The organism is Mesorhizobium sp. WSM3859, assembly GCF_002295065.1.
Classification (GTDB): Bacteria; Pseudomonadota; Alphaproteobacteria; order Rhizobiales; family Rhizobiaceae; genus Mesorhizobium.
In genome coordinates this window covers 77,393-99,087 of record NZ_NSGG01000012.1, presented here as the reverse complement: position 1 = coordinate 99,087, position 21,695 = coordinate 77,393, and the positions used below count along the sequence as shown (strand labels likewise).

18 protein-coding genes are annotated in these 21,695 nt (G+C 64.1%); 5 read left to right on the top strand and 13 right to left on the bottom strand.

Features of this window, described 5'->3' with window-relative positions; genetic code table 11:
* The first annotated feature begins 238 nt into the window (after positions 1 to 238).
* Both CK230_RS23155 and ybaL read left to right on the top strand, forming a co-directional pair.
* Entirely contained in the window at positions 239 to 679 is a 441-nt protein-coding gene (locus tag CK230_RS23155) for a host attachment family protein (protein WP_095819459.1), read from the top strand.
* A 217-nt stretch (positions 680 to 896) separates the two neighbouring features.
* Positions 897 to 2,696: a YbaL family putative K(+) efflux transporter gene (ybaL, locus tag CK230_RS23150; RefSeq protein ID WP_095819458.1), complete on the top strand. Its 1,800-nt coding sequence runs from the start codon at positions 897 to 899 to the stop codon at positions 2,694 to 2,696.
* A gap of 6 nt (positions 2,697 to 2,702) precedes the next feature.
* Here ybaL and CK230_RS23145 read toward each other — a convergent pair whose 3' ends face one another.
* Positions 2,703 to 3,509 (bottom strand): helix-turn-helix transcriptional regulator, encoded by an 807-nt coding sequence (locus tag CK230_RS23145; RefSeq protein ID WP_095819457.1) that lies wholly within the window; start codon positions 3,507 to 3,509, stop codon positions 2,703 to 2,705.
* Positions 3,510 to 3,630: 121 nt separating this feature from the next.
* On the opposite strand from CK230_RS23145, the gene CK230_RS23140 reads away from it, so the two are divergent.
* On the top strand, positions 3,631 to 4,548 hold the full coding sequence (locus tag CK230_RS23140; protein ID WP_095819456.1) for a zinc-binding dehydrogenase: 918 nt from the start codon (positions 3,631 to 3,633) through the stop codon (positions 4,546 to 4,548).
* An 11-nt stretch (positions 4,549 to 4,559) separates the two neighbouring features.
* On the opposite strand, the gene CK230_RS23135 is transcribed toward CK230_RS23140, so the two are convergent.
* The 8 genes from CK230_RS23135 to CK230_RS23100 all read right to left on the bottom strand — a co-directional run bounded on the left by CK230_RS23135 (position 4,560) and on the right by CK230_RS23100 (position 13,955).
* A complete protein-coding gene (locus CK230_RS23135; RefSeq protein ID WP_095819455.1) occupies positions 4,560 to 5,309 on the bottom strand; it encodes an SDR family oxidoreductase in 750 nt (249 codons plus the stop codon).
* A 66-nt stretch (positions 5,310 to 5,375) separates the two neighbouring features.
* A complete protein-coding gene (locus CK230_RS23130; protein ID WP_095819454.1) occupies positions 5,376 to 7,643 on the bottom strand; it encodes a transglycosylase domain-containing protein in 2,268 nt (755 codons plus the stop codon).
* A gap of 235 nt (positions 7,644 to 7,878) precedes the next feature.
* Positions 7,879 to 9,291: an acyltransferase gene (locus CK230_RS23125; RefSeq protein WP_245430026.1), complete on the bottom strand. Its 1,413-nt coding sequence runs from the start codon at positions 9,289 to 9,291 to the stop codon at positions 7,879 to 7,881.
* A gap of 36 nt (positions 9,292 to 9,327) precedes the next feature.
* Complete coding sequence (locus CK230_RS23120) at positions 9,328 to 11,295, bottom strand: acyltransferase family protein (RefSeq protein ID WP_176480183.1); 1,968 nt, start codon at positions 11,293 to 11,295, stop codon at positions 9,328 to 9,330.
* Between the two features lie 43 nt (positions 11,296 to 11,338).
* The gene (locus CK230_RS23115) at positions 11,339 to 11,485 is read right to left on the bottom strand and encodes a hypothetical protein (protein WP_095819451.1); all 147 of its coding nucleotides are present in this window, start codon (positions 11,483 to 11,485) and stop codon (positions 11,339 to 11,341) included.
* A gap of 58 nt (positions 11,486 to 11,543) precedes the next feature.
* Positions 11,544 to 11,750, bottom strand: a complete 207-nt coding sequence (locus CK230_RS23110) for a hypothetical protein (RefSeq protein WP_095819450.1) — start codon at positions 11,748 to 11,750, stop codon at positions 11,544 to 11,546.
* 50 nt (positions 11,751 to 11,800) lie between these two features.
* Positions 11,801 to 12,421, bottom strand: a complete 621-nt coding sequence (locus CK230_RS23105; RefSeq protein ID WP_095819449.1) for a ribonuclease D — start codon at positions 12,419 to 12,421, stop codon at positions 11,801 to 11,803.
* Positions 12,422 to 12,569: 148 nt separating this feature from the next.
* Positions 12,570 to 13,955 carry a M20/M25/M40 family metallo-hydrolase gene (locus tag CK230_RS23100; protein ID WP_095819448.1) on the bottom strand — a complete coding sequence of 462 codons (1,386 nt, stop codon included), beginning with the start codon at positions 13,953 to 13,955 and terminating at the stop codon, positions 12,570 to 12,572.
* A 423-nt stretch (positions 13,956 to 14,378) separates the two neighbouring features.
* Here CK230_RS23100 and polA point away from each other — a divergent pair, with 423 nt between their 5' ends.
* The gene (polA, locus tag CK230_RS23090; RefSeq protein WP_176480182.1) at positions 14,379 to 17,342 is read left to right on the top strand and encodes a DNA polymerase I; all 2,964 of its coding nucleotides are present in this window, start codon (positions 14,379 to 14,381) and stop codon (positions 17,340 to 17,342) included.
* A gap of 10 nt (positions 17,343 to 17,352) precedes the next feature.
* The gene (locus tag CK230_RS23085; protein WP_095819566.1) at positions 17,353 to 17,973 is read left to right on the top strand and encodes a LysE family translocator; all 621 of its coding nucleotides are present in this window, start codon (positions 17,353 to 17,355) and stop codon (positions 17,971 to 17,973) included.
* 15 nt (positions 17,974 to 17,988) lie between these two features.
* On the opposite strand, the gene CK230_RS23080 is transcribed toward CK230_RS23085, so the two are convergent.
* The 4 genes from CK230_RS23080 to CK230_RS23065 all read right to left on the bottom strand — a co-directional run bounded on the left by CK230_RS23080 (position 17,989) and on the right by CK230_RS23065 (position 21,659).
* Positions 17,989 to 18,393, bottom strand: a complete 405-nt coding sequence (locus CK230_RS23080) for a Fur family transcriptional regulator (protein WP_041003614.1) — start codon at positions 18,391 to 18,393, stop codon at positions 17,989 to 17,991.
* Between the two features lie 149 nt (positions 18,394 to 18,542).
* The gene (mgrA, locus tag CK230_RS23075) at positions 18,543 to 19,589 is read right to left on the bottom strand and encodes an L-glyceraldehyde 3-phosphate reductase (RefSeq protein WP_095819565.1); all 1,047 of its coding nucleotides are present in this window, start codon (positions 19,587 to 19,589) and stop codon (positions 18,543 to 18,545) included.
* 169 nt (positions 19,590 to 19,758) lie between these two features.
* On the bottom strand, positions 19,759 to 20,901 hold the full coding sequence (locus CK230_RS23070) for a Gfo/Idh/MocA family oxidoreductase (RefSeq protein ID WP_095819445.1): 1,143 nt from the start codon (positions 20,899 to 20,901) through the stop codon (positions 19,759 to 19,761).
* 5 nt (positions 20,902 to 20,906) lie between these two features.
* Positions 20,907 to 21,659 (bottom strand): sugar phosphate isomerase/epimerase, encoded by a 753-nt coding sequence (locus CK230_RS23065; RefSeq protein ID WP_095819444.1) that lies wholly within the window; start codon positions 21,657 to 21,659, stop codon positions 20,907 to 20,909.
* Between the last annotated feature and the right edge of the window lie 36 nt (positions 21,660 to 21,695).

Genomic DNA, 21,695 nt, shown 5'->3' with positions numbered 1-21,695 from the left:
TCCGCCGCGATTTTTAGCACCGTCTCGGGAAAACGGCAAAACAGTTTTTTCTAAATTCTACTAACTTAGTAGATTAAAGCCGACCTTGCCGGTCAGCGCCCAGCCCTGATCTGCGGCGAGCGATCGAGGCATCGCCGTCAAGCGGAACAATCCTGCTTCGCGGCTCGTTTGGCTAGCAATCCATTCTGTCGATCCTGGGCTCGACCAGTCGACAACCCGCAAGCAAAGGAGGAACGCCATGAACATCAAGCTGAAGCACGGATTGTGGGTCGTCGTGGCCGATGGCGAAAAGGCGCTTTTCCTGCGCAACCAGGGCGACAACAAGTTCCCGAACCTGGAGGTGGTGCAGGAGATGGAGCAGGAGAATCCCGCGACGCGTGAGCAAGGCACGGACAAGCCGGGCCGGTATGGCAACGAGGGACCTCGCAGCGCCGTTGAGGAGACCGACTGGCACCGCCTGAACAAGGAACGCTTCGCCATCGACATTGCCGACCGGCTCTACAAGCTCGCGCATCGTGGCGCGTTCGACGCGGTCGTGCTGATCGCGCCGCCGCAGGTGCTTGGCGAGATGCGCCAGAAACTGCACAAGGAAGTCAGCGAGAAGGTGCAGGCCGAAATCCCGAAGACGCTGACCAACCACACGATTTCGGATATCGAGAGCCTGCTGCAGGCCGCATAAAGCGGCCGAAAGGCAGCGGGTTCAAGGCCGAAAAGGGCCTCGAAGCCGCCTCTTTGACGGCGTGGCGCTGATTTTGCGCGCCGCGCCCTGCCTCAGCGTCGATTTCTGCGCGCCGGCGGTTGCGTCATCGCCGCTCCCTCCACCATATTGCCAAAGGCGGCAGCCTCGGCGGGCGCCCATCCGACATCGTGAATTTTCGAAAGCCGCGCAAAAGACAATGCCGCATGACACGCCCCTTATCGCCACCATCGTCGCCGGTCTGGGGCTTGCTTTCGTCTTCGGGGCCTTAGCCAACCGTTTCCGCATTCCGCCGCTTGTCGGTTATCTTGTCGCCGGCGTGCTGGTCGGGCCGAACACGCCGGGCTTCGTCGCCGACGCTAGCCTTGCCAACGAGCTCGCGGAAATCGGCGTCATCCTTTTGATGTTCGGCGTCGGCCTGCATTTTTCGCTGAAGGATCTCCTGTCCGTCCGTGCCATCGCCGTGCCGGGCGCGATCGTGCAGATCGGTTTTGCAACCCTGCTTGGCGTCGGGCTTGCCTGGCTGCTGGGCTGGTCGCTTGGCGCCGGCCTAGTCTTCGGCCTAGCGCTTTCGGTCGCCTCGACCGTGGTGCTTTTGCGCGCGCTGCAGGAGCGGCGGCTGATCGAGACCGAGCGTGGCCGCATCGCCGTCGGCTGGCTGATCGTCGAGGACCTCGCCATGGTGCTGGCGCTGGTGCTTTTGCCCGCGCTCGCCGGCGTGCTTGGCGGCCAGCCGCAGGTCGACGATCATACGAGCCTGCTCTCGCTGCCCGCCAGCTACGGCATATGGGGCGTGGTCGGCATCACGCTCGCCAAGGTCGCCGCCTTCGTCGTCGTCATGCTGGTGGTCGGCCGCAGGGTCATCCCCTGGATCCTGCACTACGTCGCCCATACCGGCTCGCGCGAACTGTTCCGGCTTTCGGTGCTGGCCATCGCGCTCGGCGTCGCCTTCGGCGCGGCAAAGCTGTTCGGCGTCTCGCTGGCGCTCGGCGCGTTCTTCGCCGGCATGATCATGAGCGAGTCTGAGCTCAGCCACCGCGCTGCGGAAGAATCGCTGCCGCTGCGCGACGCCTTCTCTGTGCTGTTCTTCGTCTCGGTCGGCATGCTGTTCGACCCACTCAGCCTGATCAGCAACGGCCTGCCGATCCTCGCCACCCTGGCCATCATCATCATCGGCAAGTCGATCGCCGCTTTCGTCATCGTCATCGCCTTCCGCCATCCGATCGCGACCGCGCTGATGATTTCGGCGAGCCTTGCCCAGATCGGCGAATTCTCCTTCATCCTGGCCGAGCTTGGCGTCGGCCTGAAGCTGTTGCCCGAGCAGGGCCGCGACCTGATCCTGGCGGGCGCCATCCTCTCGATCCTGCTCAATCCGCTGATGTTCCTGGTTGTCGACTGGATGAAGCCGTGGCTGGAAAAGCGCGCTGGCAAGACGGCACCGGTCGAAGAGGCAAGGCCGATCGGCCCGGCCACCGAGCCCGGCCAGGTCGCTTCGGTCCAGGCAGCTCCAGGCAAGGAAGACGGCCCGCCGCCCAAGACCGCGCTTGCCGGCCATTCCATCCTGATCGGCTACGGCCGCGTCGGCAGCCTTGTGGGCGCGGCGCTGAAGGAAGCCGCCCTGCCCTTCCTGGTCATCGAGGATGCCGACAAGACGCTGGCAAAGCTGAAGAGCGACGGCGTCGAAACCGTCGCCGGCAACGCCGCCAATGCGGACGTCTTCTCGGCCGCCAATCCGGAAGGCGCCAAGCGGCTTATCCTCGCCATCCCCAATGCGTTCGAGGCCGGGCAGATTGTGCTCAGGGCCCGCGCGGCCAATCCGGCGATCAACGTGATCGCCCGCGCCCATTCCGATGCCGAGGTCGAGCACCTGAAAGGCCTCGGCGCCGACATCGTGATCATGGGCGAACGCGAGATCGCCCGCGGCATCGTCGAGGTGGTGACCGGCAAAGCCGCCGTTGCGGCAAAGCCCGTCATGGAGATCAAGCCGCAGCCCGCTTGACCAGTGTCACGCCGCGAATGCGGAGCCGCCGTTCTGCGCGATATCGCTGAGATATTTCGCCGGCGGCTTGCCCAGCGCCTTCTTGAACATGGTGATGAAGGCGGTGACGGATTCATAGCCGAGATCGCCCGACACCCGCTGTACGCTGGCGCCGGCGGACAGTTCCCGCAGCGCCACGATCAGGTGCAATTGCTGGCGCCAGCGGCCGAAGCTCAGGCCCGTCTCCTTGACGATGAGGCGCGCCAGGCTGCTCTCGCTGAGCGCCACGCGATCCGCCCATTCCGCCAACGTGCTGCGGTCGGCAGGGTCGTCGGCCAATGCTTCGGCTATCCGCCGCAGCCGCGGCTCGGCCGAGATCGGCAAGTGCAATTGCTGAACCGGCATAGACGGCAGCTCGGCAAGCAGGACGCCTCCCAGGAAATCGCATCGCGCGTCGTCCGGCGCGCACTCCGACAGTTCGATGATCAGTTCGCGCAGCAGCGGCGAGATCGACAGCGTGCAGCAACGATCCGGCAGCGCAGCGGCGCCCGGCTCGATATAGACGAAGAAAATCTGCGCGTTGGCTGTTGCGGTGTTGCTGTGCTCCATGCGGCTCGGCACCCAGACCCCGCAATGCGGCGGCACCATCCAAAGCCCGCTGGGAACCCGGCATGTGACGCCGCCGCCCAACGCGAAGACGAGTTGTCCCTTGCGATGCCAATGTGCCGGCACCTCGGCCTTTGTCTCGGTCACGTCGACGCCGACGGCGATCGCCGGCGCGACGACGTCGTCGACATCGAAATCCAGCCAGGGCCAGCGAAGCGGCTGTCTCATGCTTGACTGATTTTAGCGATCATTTGGCTTTATCTCTAAATTCTTCAGCCGCGAAAGTCGATAGGCTCGCGCCAATATCGTCGCAATCGCGTCTGTCAGGCGCCAATTTCAAAGGTGGGCCATGCTCGCTCTCGTTATTTCTTCCGACAGCCCCAGCGGGCTGAAGCTCGCCCAGGCCGACGAGCCAAGCTGCAATGCGAATGAAGCATTGGTGGCTGTTCATGCAACATCGTTGAATCGTGGCGAGCTGCGCCTGCTCGGCATCCGTCCCGACGGCTGGATACCCGGCCAGGACATCGTCGGCATCGTGGAACGCGCGGCGGCCGATCGCTCCGGCCCGGCCGCGGGCACGCGCGTTGCGGCTTTGGTCGACCAGGCCGGCTGGGCCGAACGCGTCGCCGTTCCGACCGACCGACTCGCCGTCATACCCGAGGGCGTCGGCTTCGCCTCCGCCGCGACGCTTCCAGTGTCGGGCACGACGGCGCTGCGAACGTTGCGCCATGGCGTCGACCTCGCCGGCCAGAAAATCCTGATTACCGGCGCAAGCGGCGCGGTCGGCCGCTTCCAGATTCAGATCGCCCGCGAGCAAGGCGCTTCGGCGACGGCGGTCGCCTCGGCCCGGCACCATGATGATCTTCGCAATCTTGGCGCGGGGCAGGTCGTGGAGTCGATCGAACTGGCCGAGGGACCCTTTTCGCTGATCACCGAGTCGGTCGGGGGCAAAAGCCTCGCCGCTGCGATCGAACGCGTCGCGCCGGGCGGCACTATCGTCATGTTCGGGTCGAGCAGCGGCGAGCTCACGCCGATCGGGTTTCGTCAGTTCGTCCCGGGCCACGAAGGCGCGCGGCTGCAGACCTTCGCCTATTACACCTCTGGTTCAGCCATCGGCGCCGACATCGCCGCGCTGCTCGATCTGGTCGCAGCTGGCAGGCTCGAAACCCGCGTGGCCATGACCATGCCCTGGACCGACATCGGCCAGGCCCTGGATGCGCTCAGGCGGCGCAGCTTCAGCGGTAAGGCCGTTCTCACACTGGCTTGAAGGCAGTCACGTCACACGTGCTGGCCGCCATTGATGTGGATTTCCGATCCGGTCACGTAGGACGACTGGCCGGAGCACAGGAAGTAGATGATGTCGGCAACTTCCGAGGTGGCGCCCAGCCTTCTCAGCGGGATCGCCTCGACTATTCTGTCCGTGCCGGGCGACAGGATCGCCGTGTCGATCTCGCCCGGCGCAATCGCGTTGACGCGGATGCCGTGCGGGCCGAAATCATGCGCCATCTCACGCGTCAGCGAACCAAGCGCGGCCTTCGATGTCGCATAGGCCGTGCCGGCGAACGGATGCACGCGGGTGCCGGCGATCGAGGTGACGTTGACGATCGAGCCCTTAGCGGCGGCGAGTTCCTTGAACAGGCCGCGCGCCAGCATGATCGGCGCGAAGAAATTGACCTGGAAGACGTCGCGCCAGACATGCATCGGCGTCTCGATCGAGTTCATCCGGCTGCCGTCTTTCAGCTTCGGCGAGATGCCGGCATTGTTGACCAGCGCGTGCAGCTGGCCGCCATGCGCCTCCAGCCGGTGGCGGATTTCCGAGATGGCGATGCCGACGTCCTCCTGATCGGCGAGATCGACCTTGATGTGGTCTTCCGGCCCGGCCGGCCACGGGCAGTCCTCGGCGAAGGCCTGGCGCGAGCAGGTGATGACGCGCCAGCCCTCGCGCGAAAAACGCTTCACCGTCGCATGGCCGATGCCCCGGCTGGCGCCGGTGAGCACGATGGTTTTTCTGCTGTCGGTTTCGGCCATGAGCTTTGTCTCCGGCCGGACATGTAGCCGAAGGCGCTTGCCATGGCGAGAGGCGAAGTTGCCGCTTCAGCCGCCGCCGAGGATATCGAGGATCGAGGTCTGCCGCTTTTTCTTCGGGCCGCCGACATCGCCGGGCGGCACCGGATGCTTGATCGAGGCGGTCGACCCGCTGTCGCTGGGCATGTCGAAGCCCTCGGCATCGACGGTCTGGGCTGGACGCGCTTGCCGTGCCGGCGCCTGGGCGACGGGCTGCGATGGGGCAACAGGCTGCGACTGGCCGACGGCCGCGGGCGGCGCGGGCGGCTGCGAGGCGTCCGCCGACGGGATCTCATCCGGCACGATCGTGTCGGACGGGGTCGACTTCCAGGTGCCGGGCAGCGGCCGCACGGGCACGCCTTGATGCGCCGCCACCATGAATTCGTGCCAGGCCTGCGCCGGGAGCGCGCCGCCGGTGACCTTCTTCATCGGGCTGCCGTCGTCATTGCCGAACCAGACGCCCGTGGTGAGATTGGCGGTGTAGCCGACGAACCAGGCGTCGCGCGAGTTCTGGCTGGTGCCGGTCTTACCGGCCGAGGGCCAGTTGAACGCCGCCTTCTTGGCGGTGCCGACCTCGACCGTGCCGGTCATCATTGAATTCATCATGCCGACGATATCGGCCTTGATTACGCGCGGCGCGCTGCCGGCGGTGCCCTCGTAGAGCACCTTGCCGTTGGCGGTGGTGATGCGCTGGATGAAGTGGATGTCCGGTTTGTAGCCGCCATTGGCGAAGGGCACATAGGCCGAGGTCAACTCCAGCGGCGTCACTTCCGAGGTGCCGAGCGCGATTGAGGTGTTGGCCTGCAGATCGGATTGGATGCCCATGCGATGCGCGGCCTCGACCACGGCGTCTGGGCCGACTTCCATGGTGAGCTGCGCCGCCACTGAGTTGAGCGACTTGGCCAGTGCGGTCGCCAGCGTGACCTTGCCGTAATATTTGCCGCCGTAATTGTCGGGCGTCCATTTGCCGATCTTGATCGGCGCGTCGTTGCGGATGCTGTCCGGCGTGCGGCCGGCCTCCAGCGCCGCCATATAGACGAAGGGCTTGAAGGCCGAACCTGGCTGCCGGCGTGCTTCCGAGGCGCGATCGAACTGGCTGGTCGAATAATCATAGCCGCCGACCATGGCGCGAACCGCGCCGGAATCGTCGATCGACACCAGCGCGCCCTGCGTGACGTTGAGCTTCTTGCCGCTTTCGTCGATCAGCCGGCGGATCGACTGTTCGGCAAGCTTCTGCAGGTTGAGGTCGATCGTGGTGTCGATGACGATGTCGCCGCGCACATCGCCGATCAGGTCGGGAAGCTCGTCCATTACCGTGTCGGCGACGTAGTTTTCCGAGCCGGTCCAGTAGGACGGCGCGCGCGTTGCCGGCGCGCTCAGCGCGGTCTTGTATTCCTTGTCGCCGATCTTGCCTGTCTCGCGCATGGCCGCGAGCACGAGCTGCGCACGTTCCTCAGCCGCCTTAGGGTCGCGCGCCGGCGAAAGCTTCGACGGTGCCTTCAGCAGCCCAGCCAGCAACGCGGCTTCCGAAAGCGACACGTCGCGCGCGCTCTTGCCGAAATAGCGCCGCGAAGCGGCCTCGACGCCATAGGCGCCCGAACCGAAATAGACCCTGTTGAGGTACATTTCGAGAATCTGGTCCTTCGTGTGCTTGTGCTCGAGCCAGAGCGCGAGCAGCACTTCCTGCACCTTGCGCTCCAGCGTGCGGTCCGGCGTCAGGAAGAGGTTCTTCGCCAGCTGCTGCGTCAGCGTCGAGCCACCCTGCGAGAAATGCCCGCCAAGCAGGTTGGTGACCATGGCGCGCGACAGGCCGATCGGGTCGATGCCGAAATGCGAATAGAAGCGCCGATCCTCGATGGCCACGACCGCCTCGGGGATATAGGGCGACATTTCATCCAGGCCGACGGCCTCGCCGCCCGACGCGCCGCGATTGGCGATCAGCGCGCCATCGACCGAGACGATCTTGATGTTGGGCGCGCGGTCCGGGACCGACCACGTCGTAGCCGCCGGCATCTTGGCGCCGTAATAGACGACGATGCCGGCCGCCGCGATGCCGCCCCAGATGCACAGCACGAAGCACCAGTAGGCAAGCCGCGTGGCGATGCCGAGCAGTCCGCGCCGATTGCGGTCGCGGCCACGTCCGCGTGATTTCGCCTTGGCGGATTTGCCCTTTGCAGCGGATTTGCGGGTGCGCGGCACGACGCGATCCTCCTCGCTCACCGAAAAGCCCACGGAGGATTTCGCCCGCGGCGATTCCTCGAAGCTCGGTTCGATGCGACTATCTCTGCGGTTCGCCATGCGCTCTAGCTGTCTGTCCCCGGTACCGATGGCGTTCGGGTTGAAGAGTAGATGCGGCGGTTTAAAGGCGCGTTAAAGCAGGGTTTATGCACGGTTTTGAAAACCCTTGGGATTTTCTGAATGTGCCATCACCATCGACATCCCGGCGGCACGAGGAGAGCCCGGCCGGTCGGTGCGCGGCTCCTGGCACCGCATTAGGCGGCCACACGACCTTGTCGCAGCCTCAATCGCACCGTCAGCCCGGCTGGGAGACTGCCGCGGCGGGTCTGGCTCTTACCGGGGCAGGATCGGCGCTCGCCGGCACGGCATAGCGAAGACGCAGCCGCAGGAACGGCACTTCGATGCAGGAATAGCTGAGATGACCGATCGGGATGGTTGCCAGGAAGCATGCCAGGGACCAGAGGCATGCGATGTAGAAATTGCTGATGTCCATGATGTTGTCGTTGATGAACGCGGCCAGCTGATGCACGAAAAACAGGTGCAGCAGGTAGATCGAATAACTGTAAGATCCGGCCTTCTCCATGATCCTGAAGGGCAGGCTCGTTCGCTTCCTGGCAAAGGTCATGTCGTAGTAGGCGATCCCGAAGGCATAGGCGGCCGCTTCCAGGGTGGGCAGGATCACCCATATCCAGGGCGGCGCCGAGCCGGGCCCTAGATGGTAGAAACCGCCCGCCGCGTCGAACCACCAGAAGAACGCCGAAAATGACGCCAGAACGGCCAGCGCCAGCCAGTGCCTGCCCTTCGCATAGGCGCGAAAGTGGAAGGCAAGAATGCCGGCCAGGAACTGGTCCGCATGTCCTATGATCGTCCAGTACGCTGCCCACTGCACCTCGCCGAACTGCACATACAAAGCGAGCCTCAACAAGATGGCTGCAGCAATGAACAGCAACGGGGCAAACTGGAATCGCCTGGACGCCATCAGCAGGAATGGCAGCAAAAGGTAGAAATGAGCTTCGACGGTGACCGACCAGCCGCCATTGGGAAGCGTGGGGAAAATCAGTCCCTTGCCGACATCGGTGAAGTACGTGTTGAGGTCCTCGCCTGCCAGATATCTGCGGCAAGCCTCGACGCAAATCACGGCGAACAAAAGGGGCAGCAGCCTGAGCGCCCTGTTGGCGAAGAACGGCAGATATCTGACCTGCTTGCCGTCAAGAAGCTTGGCAAAAAGGTAGCCGGAAAGCGCCATGAACAACGAGACGCCTGTGTGCCCTTCATCCAGGATGCTGAACAAGGGCAGAGCTGGCACGAAGCCATAGGCCACCGGCCCATCCGGAGATGCATGAAGGAAGTGAAAGGAGAAGACCAGAAAGGCCGCCATACCACGGATGTGATCCAGCGCTGGATAGTATTCTCCGGTCGAGGACTTCATTTCGAGATCACGCGCTCCCGCGCCTTGCCGCCACCAATTCCGAGAATCCCCGACCTTAAGTCGCTGCCACACGCTCGCTCGGTGCGCCCTCGAAGCTCGGTTCGATGCGACCGTCCCTGCGGTTCGCCATGGGCTCGTGCGTGCCTGCCCGGCGCCTATGGCGTTCGAGTTGCAGACTAGAGGCTGCGGGTTAAAGGCGGGTTTATGCAGCCTGTTGAAAACCCTTGGATTTTCTAAATCCAGCTGTCTCGCGGTCCGGTTCGAAGTCAGGTCGACCACCCTGCTGGACGCCGTACCATTGCGTGTGGAGATTGCTCAAAGTCCCGCCGCCTTGGCCAGATAGGGCGCCAGCGCCAGCGCGTAGGTGGCGGTAAGATGATGGTTGTCGCGCAGCACGACGATGTTGCCGACCACCGCCGGGCAGCTGTCCTTGCCGCACAGCGCGTCGTTCATGTCGACCACGGTCACTCCCGTCACGGAGCGGGCCGCGAGCGCGAAGATGTTTTCCCGTTCGACCTTGCCGCGCGGATTGACGCATTTGCCGGGATCCGTTCCCAGGCAATTGCGTGGGTCGAACAGGCTGAAGGGCGTATTTCGTATGGCAATTACGTGCACGCCCTCACCGGCGAGCTCGCTCCAGACGCTGCGCAAACCCTCGATCATCGCATCCTGCGCAACGCTGGCGTAGTTGCTCTGGCTGGTGATCACGAAATCGGGCTTCAATCTCGCAATCTCGGCGAGAACCTTCTCCCGCCACAGCGCGCATTGCTCATACGGCTTGCCGTGGTCCAGGATCGTGACCCGGCTCACCGGGCATGCCGCCTTGGTGAAGCTGATGAGCTTCCACTTCCTGTCCTTGGCGATCTTGTCGACCGCCGGCACCCATTGCGCCGCGTGGGAATCGCCCATCACGACAATGGTCCTCGTCCCCGCCGGGTCGCCGAGCCGGCAACCGGTCGCATCGATGCCCTTCTGCTCCTGATGACATTTCATCCTGTAGATGACGGGCACGTCGCTGCCGATCTTGCTCAAGGGGGGCAGCGGCCTGACGCCATCGGGGACGGCAGCGTTCGACAGCAAGGCGGCCGGCCCCGGGTAACTTGCCGTACCGACCAGGCTGGTATCGATGGGCTGCCGGTCGATCGCATAGACGAGCCCGCCGGCCACCGCCACACACAACCCCACCGCCACCGTGCCGTCGATCAGCGGCCGCCATTCCAGGCGCGAGCGCGAATGGCGATAGGGCTGTTCAACAAAGCGATAGGAGAGTTCGGAGATGGCCAGGGTGGCGACGGTCAGCAGAAGACCGTCGACGAGGCCGATCGAACCTCGCTGTGCGGCATAGAAAATGATCAGCGGCCAGTGCCACAGATAGATCGAATAGGAACGATCGCCGATATAGCGCAACGCGGCGATATCCAGGCCGCGGAAGCGGCCGATGCGTATGCCACCGGCCGCAATGACCAGAGCCGCGCCGAGCGTCGGCAGCAGCGCCTTGAAGCCCGGAAAATCGGTCGACCTTGAAAACAGCATGGCCGAAGCAAGCGCCGCCAGCATGCCGGCTCCAGCCATCGCCGCCCGCACGCCCCCGCTTGGCTGGAATCGGCCGAGGATCAGCGCCAGCAGCCCGCCCAGGGCCAGTTCCCAGATCCGGGTGTGGGTGACGAAATAGGCCCATGCCGGATCGGACCGGGTGAGAGCGACGGAAGCCGCGAGCGAGCCCGCCAGGACCACGCCGAGCACGAAGGTGAGTATTTGCACCGGTGAGTGCCCGCGACGCCTGGCCCACCACAGCGCCCCGATCATCAGCACCGGCCAGACGATGTAGAACTGCTCCTCGATCGACAGCGACCAGAAATGCTGGACGGGGCTCGGCGCGTCCTCGGCGCCGAGATAATCCACGGCCTGCCCGGCAAGCCGCCAGTTCTGCACGTAGAGCGCGCTTGCAATCACTTGCTTGGCGGTCTCTTCCCACCAGGCGTCCGACACAAACAACAGCGTTCCCGCGAGCGTGACCAGAAGTGTGACGATCGCCGTCGGCAGCAACCGCCTCACCCGGCGCGTGTAAAAGCCGACAAGCGAGATGCCGCCCTCGCCGAGCGCCATGCGGGTGAGCAGGCCGGTGATGAGGAAGCCGGAGATGACGAAGAAGATGTCGACGCCGACATAGCCGCCGGGAAGCGCCGCCGGCCAGATGTGGAAGATCACCACAAAGGCTACGGCAAGCCCGCGCAGCCCCTGTATTTCCGGCCGAAATCCCCCCGACGCAATGTCGTCTCGCAAAGTCAGTCTAGCCCCTCACGGCGCCGGCGGCTGGCCACCGTGATCAATTCTGCTGGATTGAAATGCCCTTGTCGTCGATCTTGAGCTCGACGCCTTTCGGCTTGGTCTGCTCACGATAGACATAGATGCCGAGCGCGATGATCACCGCGACCAGCGCTCCGATGATGAGATAGAGCGTGTTCTGCCTCATTCGCGTCCCCTCATTGCGACAGTCTCACGCCTGCTTTGAAATGGCGGGCCGCGGTCGCCTACTGGTCGTCGTCGTCATCGCCCGATGCCGGACGCCAGCTCGTCGGATCGACCTTCTTCTGCGTGTCGCTGTCGGTGTAAACCCACCAGCCACCGTCGCGATACTGGCCGACGGATTCGTTGACGACGCCGTCGCCGTCCTTCCACAGGATGGTGACCTTCGAGCCGTCCTTCGGGGCGCTGTCCATCGGTTTGCGGTCTGCCATCTCACTCCTCCACGAACCGGCCCAACGTCCTTTCGGAGCGCCGGGTTCCGTCAGCTATGCGCGAAGATGTCTTCCTCGGCCCAGCCCATCAGATCGAGCTTGGCGCGCGTCGGCAGGAAACGGAAGCAGGCGTCCGCCTCCTTGGTGCGGTTTTCGCGCGCCAGGCGCGCCGCCAGCACCTCGCGCAGACGGTGCAGGTAAAGCACGTCGGAGGCGGCATAGTCGAGCTGCTCGGGCGACAGCGTCTCCGCTGCCCAGTCCGAGGATTGCTGCGCCTTGGACAGGCCGATGCCGAGCAACTCGTTGCACAGATCCTTCAGCCCGTGGCGGTCGGTGTAGGTGCGCACGAGTCGCGAGGCGATCTTGGTGCAGAACACCGGCTCCGCCATCACGCCGAAGGCATTGTAGAGCACGGCGATGTCGAAGCGGCCGTAGTGGAACAGCTTGGTGATCGCGCGGTTGCGGAGCAGGCTGACGAGGTTGGGCGCCTTCTTCTGGCCGGGTGCGATCTGGATGACGTCGGCGCTGCCGTCGCCGGGAGAGATCTGCACCACGCAGAGCCGGTCGCGATGCGGGTTCAAGCCCAACGTTTCCGTATCGATGGCCACCGCCCCGACATTGTACCGGGCGAGATCGGGCAGATCGTTCTTGTGGAAACGGATATCGGTCATTCTCTTCTCCGGATCGCACCTGCGGCGCCGCGCATCCCTGGGATGCGCGAAGAACGCCGCGGCGCTTCGCGCCAGCTAATTCGTCCTCGCCGCGATCCGGAGAAAAATCAACAGAAAGTTGAATCTCACGTCTTTCGTGACTTTCGCCTCAGCGGGTCAGCGCATCGAGGATGCGCGCCCAGGACCGCTGCCCCTTGTGGAAGGAGGTCAGCTCGTATTTCTCGTTGGGCGAATGGATGCGGTCGTCATCCAGTCCGAAGCCGACCAGCAGCGACTCCATGCCGAGATAGGTCTGGAAATCGCCGACCACCGGGATCGAACCGCCGCCGCCGGTGGTGATAGCCTGCTTCTGCCACTCGTCCGACAGCGCGTCCTTGGCCTTGGCCAGGAACGGCGAGTCGTAGGAAAGCTGGATCGCCGGCGAGCCGCCATGCGGGTGGAATTCGACCGAGCAGTCGCCGGGGATGCGTTCGCGTACGAAAGCCTGGAATGCGGCGCGGATCTTCTTCGGGTCCTGTTTGTGGACGAGCCGGAACGACACTTTCGCCGAGGCTTCCGCCGCGATCACCGTCTTGAAACCCTTGCCGGTATAACCGCCGATGATGCCGTTGAATTCGGCCGTCGGCCGCGCCCAGATCATTTCGAGCACCGAGCGGCCCTTTTCGCCGGCCGGGATGGAAAGGCCGACCGGTCCGAGAAACGTCTCGGCTGTCTCGCCCAGGCCTTCCCAGGATTTCAGCACTTGGCTGGGTGTCTCCTCGACGCCGTCATAGAAGCCCTGAATGGTGACGCGGCCATCCTTGTCGTGAATGTCGGCCAGCACCTTGGTCAGGATGCGGATCGGGTTGGCGGCCGGGCCGCCATAGAGGCCCGAATGCAGGTCGCGGCTGGCCGCCTTGACGGTGACCTCCTCGCCGACCATGCCGCGCAGCGACACGCAGATCGACGGCGTCTCGCAGTTCCACATGCTGGTGTCGCAGACCAGCGCGAAATCGGCTTTCAGCTCGGCGGCGTTGGCTTCCAGGAACGGCTTCAGCGACGGCGAGCCGGATTCCTCCTCGCCCTCGAACAGTATGGTGACGCGGCAAGGCAGATTGCCATGCACCTGCTTCCAGGCGCGGCAGGCCTCGACGAAGGTCATCAACTGCCCCTTGTCATCGGCCGAGCCGCGGCCGGTGATCACCTTGCGACCGGGCTCGATCTCCTTGATCGAAGGCGCGAACGGATCGGTTTCCCACAATTCGATCGGATCGACCGGCTGCACGTCGTAATGGCCGTAGAACAAAACATGCGGCGCGCCTGCCGGTCCCTCGTGATGCGCCACCACCATCGGATGTCCGGGCGTGTCGCGCACGCTTGCGTCGAAGCCGATCAGCTTGAGCTCGGCGACCAGCCATTCGGCGCCCTTGCGGCAGTCGGCGGCAAAGGCCGGATCGGTGGAGATCGACTTGACGCCGAGCAGGCCGAACAGCCGCTCCAGGCTCTGGTCGAGATTCTGGTCGAGACGTTCGAGGACGGCGGAGATTCTGGACATGCTTTTGCCTTTCGATTTTGGGCAGACCCTAAAGGGCCACGCCCAAAACGAAAAGGCGCGATCGTTGGACCAAGACGCAATCGTCGCCGAGGATAAAAAGAAGACCGCCGTGGTGGAGGGGGGAACCACGGCGGTCTCTACTCGAAACGTTGCGGCAGCCCGGAGAGGGGGGATAGGCTGCCGCAGTTTGCCCGGAATAGGCGGGGGACGGGCCTTGCTCCGGACTTCGGCGAAAATTGCCGATGACGTCTATTTGGGTCTCTGAACATGGCGATTCAAGGGCACGAGAATTACACTTTTGTAACATGCCCGTGAGCGCCCGAATTCGGGCCGGACAGGATCTGTCAGGGGTGTTGCCCGTACCGGCGGGTTCCTCCGCCTTTGGCATGGACCGCGAAGGCTGGCCGCGCTATCCCTGCCGGCATGAAAAAAGGCGATCACCTCTTCCTCGTCGACGGCTCCGGCTACATTTTTCGCGCCTACCACGCGTTGCCGCCGCTCAACCGCAAATCCGACGGCCTGCCGACCAGCGCCGTGCTCGGCTTCTGCAACATGGTGTGGAAGCTGATGCAGGACGCCCGCAACACCAATGTTGGCATCGTGCCGACGCATTTCGCCGTCATTTTCGATTATTCCTCGAAGACCTTCCGCAGCGATCTCTACCCCGAATACAAGGCGAACCGCTCCGCTCCGCCAGAGGACCTGATCCCGCAATTCGGGCTGATCCGCCAGGCGACCGTGGCCTTCAACCTGCCCTGCATCGAGATGGAGGGTTTCGAGGCCGACGACATCATCGCCACCTATTGCCGGCTCGCCTGCGAGGTCGGCGCCGACACCACCATCATCTCCTCCGACAAGGACCTGATGCAGCTGGTCGGCCCGACGGTCGGCATGTACGACCCGATGAAGGACCGCCAGATCGGCATCCCGGAAGTGATCGAGAAATGGGGGGTGCCGCCGGAAAAGATGATCGACCTGCAGGCGCTGACCGGCGACTCGGTCGACAACGTGCCGGGCGTGCCCGGCATCGGCCCGAAGACCGCCGCGCAGCTGCTGGAGCAGTTCGGCGACCTTGACGGGCTGCTGGCGCGTGCTTCCGAGATCAAGCAGGAAAAGCGGCGCGAGACCATCATCGCCAATGCCGACAAGGCTCGGATCTCGCGCGAGCTGGTGACGCTGAAGAACGATGTGCCGCTGAAAGAGGAGCTGGACGATCTGGTGCTGCACGCGCCGGACGGACCGAAGCTGATCGGCTTCCTGAAGACCATGGAATTCACCACGCTGACGCGACGCGTCGCCGAGGCGACCGCCACCGAGATCGGCGACGTTCAGGCTTCCGCAGTCGTCGTCGAGCGGGCCGATGCCGCGCACGGGCCCGATGTCGGCGCCGGAGTGCCGCCGAGACGGCCGGCACCTCAATCAAACGGCGACGCAAAACCCGCCGCGCCGGCCACAAGGGGTGAGGACGCGCCGCCGCAGGGCGACACTCCATCGCTCCTCTCGGCGCTGCGGCTGGAACAAGCGGCAGCGCGCAAGATCGACCCTTCGGCCTATGGCGCCATCCGCGACGCGGCCGGGCTGAAAGCGTGGATCGCCGAAGCCCGCGACGCCGGCATCCTCGCCTTCGACGCCGAGACCAGCTCGTCCGACCCGATGCAGGCCGATTTGATCGGCTTGTCCATGGCAATCGCGCCCGGTCGGGCGGTCTATGTGCCGCTTGCCCACAATAGCGGCAATGGCGACCTGCTCGGCGGCGGCCAGTTGGAGAACCAGATTCCGGTCCGCGAAGCGCTGGCGCTGCTCAAGCCGCTGCTCGAGGACCGGTCTGTCCTGAAAATCGTGCAGGACATGAAATACGACATTGTCGTGATGAGCCGGCACGGCATCGAGGTCGGCCCGTTCGACGACACGATGCTGATCTCCTACGTGCTCGACGCAGGCACCTCAGGCGGCCACGATCTCGCCTCACTCTCGGAAAAGTGGCTCGGCCACGCGCCGGCGGTGAAAAAGGAACTTGCGGGCTCGGGCAAGAGCGCCATCGGCTTCGACCAGGTCGACATCGAGCGCGCTACGAAATATGCCGCCGAGCAGGCCGATATTGCGCTGCAGCTCTGGCAGGTGCTGAAGCCGAGGCTCGCCGCCAAGGGGCTGGCTTCCGTCTACGAGCGGCTGGAACGGCCGCTGGTGCCTGTGCTTGCCCGCATGGAGCAACGCGGCATCTCGGTCGACCGCCAGATTCTGTCGCGGCTGTCGGGCGAACTGGCGCAGGGCGCCGCCCGCGTCGAGGAAGAGATCTACGGGATTGTCGGCGAGCGCATCAACATCGGCTCGCCGAAGCAGCTCGGTGACATTTTGTTCGGCAAGATGGGCCTGCCGGGCGGCTCGAAGACCAAGACCGGCCAGTGGTCGACCTCGGCGCAACTGCTGGAAGACCTCGCCGCCGAAGGTCATGAGCTGCCGCGCAAGATCGTTGACTGGCGCCAGCTCACCAAGCTGAAGTCGACCTACACCGATGCCCTGCCCGGCTTCATCAACCCCGGCACCAACCGCGTGCATACGTCCTATGCGCTTGCCGCGACCACGACCGGGCGGCTGTCGTCCTCCGATCCCAACCTGCAGAACATCCCGGTGCGCACCGCCGAGGGCCGCAAGATCAGGACCGCCTTCATCGCCGAGAAAGGCCACAAGCTGGTCTCGGCCGACTACAGCCAGATCGAATTGCGCGTGCTTGCCCATGTCGCCGAGATCCCGCAGCTCAAGCAGGCCTTCGCCGACGGCGCCGACATCCATGCCATCACCGCGTCGGAAATGTTCAACGTGCCGGTCGAGGGCATGCCTTCGGAAGTGCGCCGCCGCGCCAAGGCGATCAATTTCGGCATCATCTACGGCATCTCGGCCTTCGGCCTCGCCAACCAGCTGTCGATCCCGCGCGACGAGGCCGGCGCCTATATCAAGCGCTATTTCGAGCGCTTTCCCGGCATCCGCGACTATATCGAGGAAACCAAGGCCTATGCGCGGGAGAACGGCTTCGTCGAGACCATCTTCGGCCGCCGCATCCACTACCCGGAGATTAGGTCCTCCAACCCGTCGGTCCGCGCCTTCAACGAGCGCGCCTCGATCAACGCCAGGCTGCAAGGCACCGCCGCCGACATCATCCGCCGCGCGATGGTGCATATGGAGGAGGCGCTGGAGAAGGCGAAGCTCTCGGCCCGCATGCTGCTGCAGGTGCATGACGAGCTGATCTTCGAAACGGTGGAAGCGGAAGTCGAAGCGACTATTCCCGTTGTGCGCCGCGTGATGGAAAACGCGCCGATGCCGGCCGTCTCGATGTCGGTACCGCTGCATGTCGATGCGCGGGCGGCGAACAACTGGGACGAGGCGCATTGATGTGAGCGAGATGCTGCCGCTCTCGACGGCCACGCTGCTCTCCTTCGCGCTTGCTGCCCTGCTGATCGAGCTGACGCCGGGACCGAACATGACTTATCTGGCGCTGGTTTCGGCCAATGATGGCCACCGCGCCGGATTCGCCACGGTCGCCGGCATCGCGTCAGGGCTGGCCATCATCGGCGCCATCGCCGCTTTCGGCGTCGCCGAGCTGATCCAGGCTTCCAGGCTGCTCTACGAAGGCCTTCGCTGGGCAGGCACGCTGTTTCTTCTCTATCTCGCCTGGGAAGGCTGGACGGCCGGCACCGATGTGGTTTCGGCCAACGGCATGCCGGGCGGCAGGTATTTCACCGGCGGGCTTGTGACCAATCTGCTCAACCCGAAGGCGGCGATCTTCTACATTGCGGTGCTTCCGACATTCATCGAGGCCGATCGGCCGGCGCTTGCCCAGACCGAGTTGCTGACGGCGGTCTATGTCGCCATCGCGACCGCCGTCCATGCGATCATCGTGATTTTGGCGGGAACGCTGGAGCCGTTCCTCAACGATCCGCGTCGCGAAAGCATCGCCCGCAAAGTGCTCTCCGCCATGCTGGCGCTGGTCGCGATTTGGTTCGCCTGGTCGACGGCGCGTTAGCTGCCCAAAGCTATCTCAGGCCGCTTCAGCCCGGCACTTGGCGCACACGCCGCGAAACTCGATCACCGCCTTCTTGGCGGCGAATCCAGTCGAGCGCACCCACTCGTCCAGCCGGTGGTCGACATCGTGGTCCGACATCTCGGTCACCTGGCCGCAATTGTCGCAGATGGCGAAGGCCGTCATCGAATGGCTGTGATCATGCGGCTCGGCGCAGGCGACGAACGAGTTGAGGCTTTCGAGACGGTGCACGAAGCCCGACTTCACCAGCGTGTCGAGCGCCCGGTAGACCTGCAGCGGGGCGCGAAAACCACGCTCGCGCAGCTGGTCGAGCAGCGTATAGGCGCTGAGCGGCCCGCTGGACGCCTCGAGCTTCTCGAGCACGCAGAGCTGGTTCTTGGTCAGCGCATCTCTTGCCGTCATCTTGTTCGCCCAATCGACGCCCGCATTAAATCTCTAATGCGAACGACTTGAATTCCCCTGAGATAACGACGAACGGATGATTTTGCCACTGTTTCCGCAGCGCGTCCCTTCAAGCACGGGCCGGATCGGGATGCTTCGGCGGCTAACCTCTACTTGCGCGGCGGTCCCTTGCGTTCGGCCGAGGCCGCCCACAGGTTGATGTCGGACTCGCGCGCGTAGGTATCGATGTCCGCGAGCTCGGCATCGCTGAAGTCGAGCGCCTTCAGCGCGCCGACGCAATCCTCGACCTGTTCCGGCCGGCTGGCGCCGATCAGCGCGGTGGTCACGCGGCCTTTGCGCAGCACCCAGGCCAGCGCCATCTGCGCCAGGGTCTGACCGCGCTTCTTGGCGATTTCGTTCAGCGCCTTGATGTTGGCGATCGACTTGTCGTTGATGAAGGCCGGCCTGAGCGACTTGCTTTGGGACGCGCGGCTGCCCTCGGGAATGCCGCCGAGATATTTGTCGGTCAGCATGCCTTGGGCCAGCGGCGAGAAGACGATCGAACCGATGCCCAGCCCCTCCAGCATGTCGAGCAGCCCGTCCTCCTCGACCCAGCGGTTGAGCATCGAATAGCTCGGCTGATGGATCAGGCAGGGCGTGCCGAGCTGCCTCAATATGTCGGCCGCTTCGCGCGTGCGTTGCGAATTGTAGGACGAGATGCCGGCATAAAGCGCCTTGCCGGAGCGCACGGCATGGTCGAGTGCGCCCATGGTCTCTTCCAGCGGTGTCTCGGGATCGAAGCGGTGCGAGTAGAAGATGTCGACATAGTCGAGCCCCATGCGCTTCAGGCTCTGGTCGAGGCTCGCCAGCACATATTTGCGGCTGCCCCATTCGCCGTAGGGACCAGCCCACATCTCGTAGCCGGCCTTGGTCGAGATGATCATCTCGTCGCGATAGGCGGCGAAATCGGTGCGCAGGATCTCGCCGAACGCGGTTTCCGCCGAGCCGGGCGGCGGGCCGTAATTGTTGGCGAGGTCGAAATGCGTGATGCCGAGGTCGAAGGCCTTGCGCACGATCGCCTGCTTTGTCCTGTGCGGCGTGTCGTTGCCGAAATTGTGCCACAGCCCGAGCGAGATTGCCGGCAGTTTCAGGCCGGACCGGCCGCAGCGGTTGTAGATCATCTTCTCGTAGCGGTTTTCGGCGGCGACATAGGGCATGGGAAAATCCTCGGGATCGAAGCGGCGCCGCAAGCGCCGCTAGAACATGAAGCCGCAAAGTGTGGAGCGGTTTTCGAGCGACTTCATGCTCGGCTCAGGGGTTAATTGAATCGATGCTTGCCCCTAACCCTTACCCTCTCCCCGCCGAAACGGGGAGAGGGGTTGCCACCTAGTTTTTCTTCGCCAGCAGCGCCTTCGCGTCCTTGACGCCGAGCGCGGCCGGCCGTTCGCAGCTCGTCTGCATGGCGACGTATTTGCCGGTTTCGCCGGAACGCAGGATGCCGGTCATGACATCGACAGCGTGCAGCGCCAGCTCCATCGAGCAGCGGTGCGGCCGCCCTTCGGCGATCGCGATCGCCATGTCGGCAAGGCCGGCGGTGCGGTAGTTGGCCATCATGCCTTGGCCGTGCATCTCGTTCGGCACGCCGAACGGATGGTTCCATTTCGGCAGCTTCTTCACCGGCTTGGCCGCGTCGGTGAAGCGCACCTCGCCGCCGAAGAAATTCGGGTCCGGCACGAAGACGGTGCCCAACTCGCCATAGAGCTCCATCGGCGCGTGACCGTGGCTCCAGACGTCCCAGGAGGTGTTGAGCGTGATCACCGCGCCGTTGGCGAATTCGAGCAGCGCATGGATCGTGGTCGGCGTGTTGACCGGGATCTTCTCGCCCGCCCGCGGTTTCGACGAGATCGTCCGCTCCTTGGCCGGCGTCGTCGCGAAGGCCGCCACCTGTTTCACCGGCCCGATCAGCTGGATCAGGTTGGTGACATAGTAAGGCCCAATGTCCAGCACCGGACCGGCGCCCGGCTGGAAGAAGAAATCGGGATTGGGGTGCCAGTGCTCCATGCCGTGGCCCATCACATGGCAGGTGCCGCTGGTGATCTTGCCGAGCTTGCCGGTGTCGATCAGCTCGCGCACCAGCTGGTGTGCACCGCCGAGAAACGTGTCCGGCGCCGAACCGATGCGCAGGCCCTTCTTCTCGGCCCGTTTCTTGAGATCGAGTCCTTCCTCGATCGACAGCACGAACGGCTTTTCCGAATAGACGTGCTTGCCGGCGTCGAGCACAGCTTTCGAGATTTCGTAGTGCACGGCCGGGATAGTCAGGTTGACGATGATGTCGATCTCGTCGTCGTTGAGAAGGTCGTTGACCGTCTCGGCGCGCAGCTTGAACTCCTTTGCCCGCGCTTTCGCCGCATCCATGTTGATATCCGCGCAGGCGCGCATCTTGATGCCGCGGAACAGTGGCGCCAGTGAGAAATACGCCTTCGATATGTTGCCGCAGCCGATAACGCCGACGCCAAGCTTGTCTGCCATTTCGATTACTCCTGCCAGCTCTTGGCCGTCGCGATCGAGCGCCGGGCGTAACGCTCGATGTCGTTGGGGTTGTCCTGTTCCATGATGAAATACTGCGCCGCGCTCTTGGCGCGCAATGTCTTGAAAAGGCCTGCCCAGTCGATTGTGCCGTGACCGACATCGGACCAGCCGTCCTCGTCCAGCCCCTCGCCCGGCTTGGCGATATCCTTGACGTGGACCGCGACGATGCGCTTGCCGTGTTTTTCGATCCAGGGCAGCGGATCGGCACCGCCGCGCACCACCCAGGCGACGTCCATTTCCCAGCCGATGTCGGGTGCGGCGGACAGGATGTGGTCCTGCGGCAGCGAGCCGTCGGCAAGCGCCTTGAACTCGAAATCATGGTTGTGCCAGGCAAAGCCGTAGCCGGCCTTTTTTGCCACCTCGCCCACCTTGGCGAGACGTTCGCCGAAGCCGCGCCAGCCGGCAGCATCCGACGGGCGCTGGTCGGGCATCAGATAGGGGCAGATCAGCAGCGTGATGCCGAGCGCGTCGGCGGTTTTGCGCACGCCGTCGAAGTCGTTTTCCAGCGCGTCGATCGAGAAATGCCCGGTCGGCATCGCAAGGCCGTTCTTGTCGAGCTCGGCGCGGAACGCTTTGGGGTCGTCATAGACGCCACCGAAGCCCTCGACTTGCTTGTAGCCGAGCTCGCCGAGCATCTTCACCACGCCGTCCCATGGCTGGAAATTGCGGGCGCTGTAGAGTTGGAATGACCAGTTCATCTGTCCTGTCCGTTCTGCTTGGGGGATTTTTTCGGA

What these genes read in the sequence shown, in the direction of transcription:
- CK230_RS23155 (WP_095819459.1), top strand. Translation starts at nt 239, where the DNA reads ATGAACATCAAGCTGAAGCACGGATTGTGGGTCGTCGTGGCCGATGGC.
- mgrA (WP_095819565.1), bottom strand. Translation starts at nt 19,589, where the DNA reads ATGCCCTATGTCGCCGCCGAAAACCGCTACGAGAAGATGATCTACAAC.
- CK230_RS23135 (WP_095819455.1), bottom strand. Translation starts at nt 5,309, where the DNA reads ATGGCCGAAACCGACAGCAGAAAAACCATCGTGCTCACCGGCGCCAGC.
- CK230_RS23085 (WP_095819566.1), top strand. Translation starts at nt 17,353, where the DNA reads ATGCTGCCGCTCTCGACGGCCACGCTGCTCTCCTTCGCGCTTGCTGCC.
- polA (WP_176480182.1), top strand. Translation starts at nt 14,379, where the DNA reads ATGAAAAAAGGCGATCACCTCTTCCTCGTCGACGGCTCCGGCTACATT.
- CK230_RS23080 (WP_041003614.1), bottom strand. Translation starts at nt 18,393, where the DNA reads ATGACGGCAAGAGATGCGCTGACCAAGAACCAGCTCTGCGTGCTCGAG.
- ybaL (WP_095819458.1), top strand. Translation starts at nt 897, where the DNA reads ATGCCGCATGACACGCCCCTTATCGCCACCATCGTCGCCGGTCTGGGG.
- CK230_RS23145 (WP_095819457.1), bottom strand. Translation starts at nt 3,509, where the DNA reads ATGAGACAGCCGCTTCGCTGGCCCTGGCTGGATTTCGATGTCGACGAC.
- CK230_RS23110 (WP_095819450.1), bottom strand. Translation starts at nt 11,750, where the DNA reads ATGGCAGACCGCAAACCGATGGACAGCGCCCCGAAGGACGGCTCGAAG.
- CK230_RS23065 (WP_095819444.1), bottom strand. Translation starts at nt 21,659, where the DNA reads ATGAACTGGTCATTCCAACTCTACAGCGCCCGCAATTTCCAGCCATGG.
- CK230_RS23105 (WP_095819449.1), bottom strand. Translation starts at nt 12,421, where the DNA reads ATGACCGATATCCGTTTCCACAAGAACGATCTGCCCGATCTCGCCCGG.
- CK230_RS23130 (WP_095819454.1), bottom strand. Translation starts at nt 7,643, where the DNA reads ATGGCGAACCGCAGAGATAGTCGCATCGAACCGAGCTTCGAGGAATCG.
- CK230_RS23140 (WP_095819456.1), top strand. Translation starts at nt 3,631, where the DNA reads ATGCTCGCTCTCGTTATTTCTTCCGACAGCCCCAGCGGGCTGAAGCTC.
- CK230_RS23070 (WP_095819445.1), bottom strand. Translation starts at nt 20,901, where the DNA reads ATGGCAGACAAGCTTGGCGTCGGCGTTATCGGCTGCGGCAACATATCG.
- CK230_RS23100 (WP_095819448.1), bottom strand. Translation starts at nt 13,955, where the DNA reads ATGTCCAGAATCTCCGCCGTCCTCGAACGTCTCGACCAGAATCTCGAC.
- CK230_RS23115 (WP_095819451.1), bottom strand. Translation starts at nt 11,485, where the DNA reads ATGAGGCAGAACACGCTCTATCTCATCATCGGAGCGCTGGTCGCGGTG.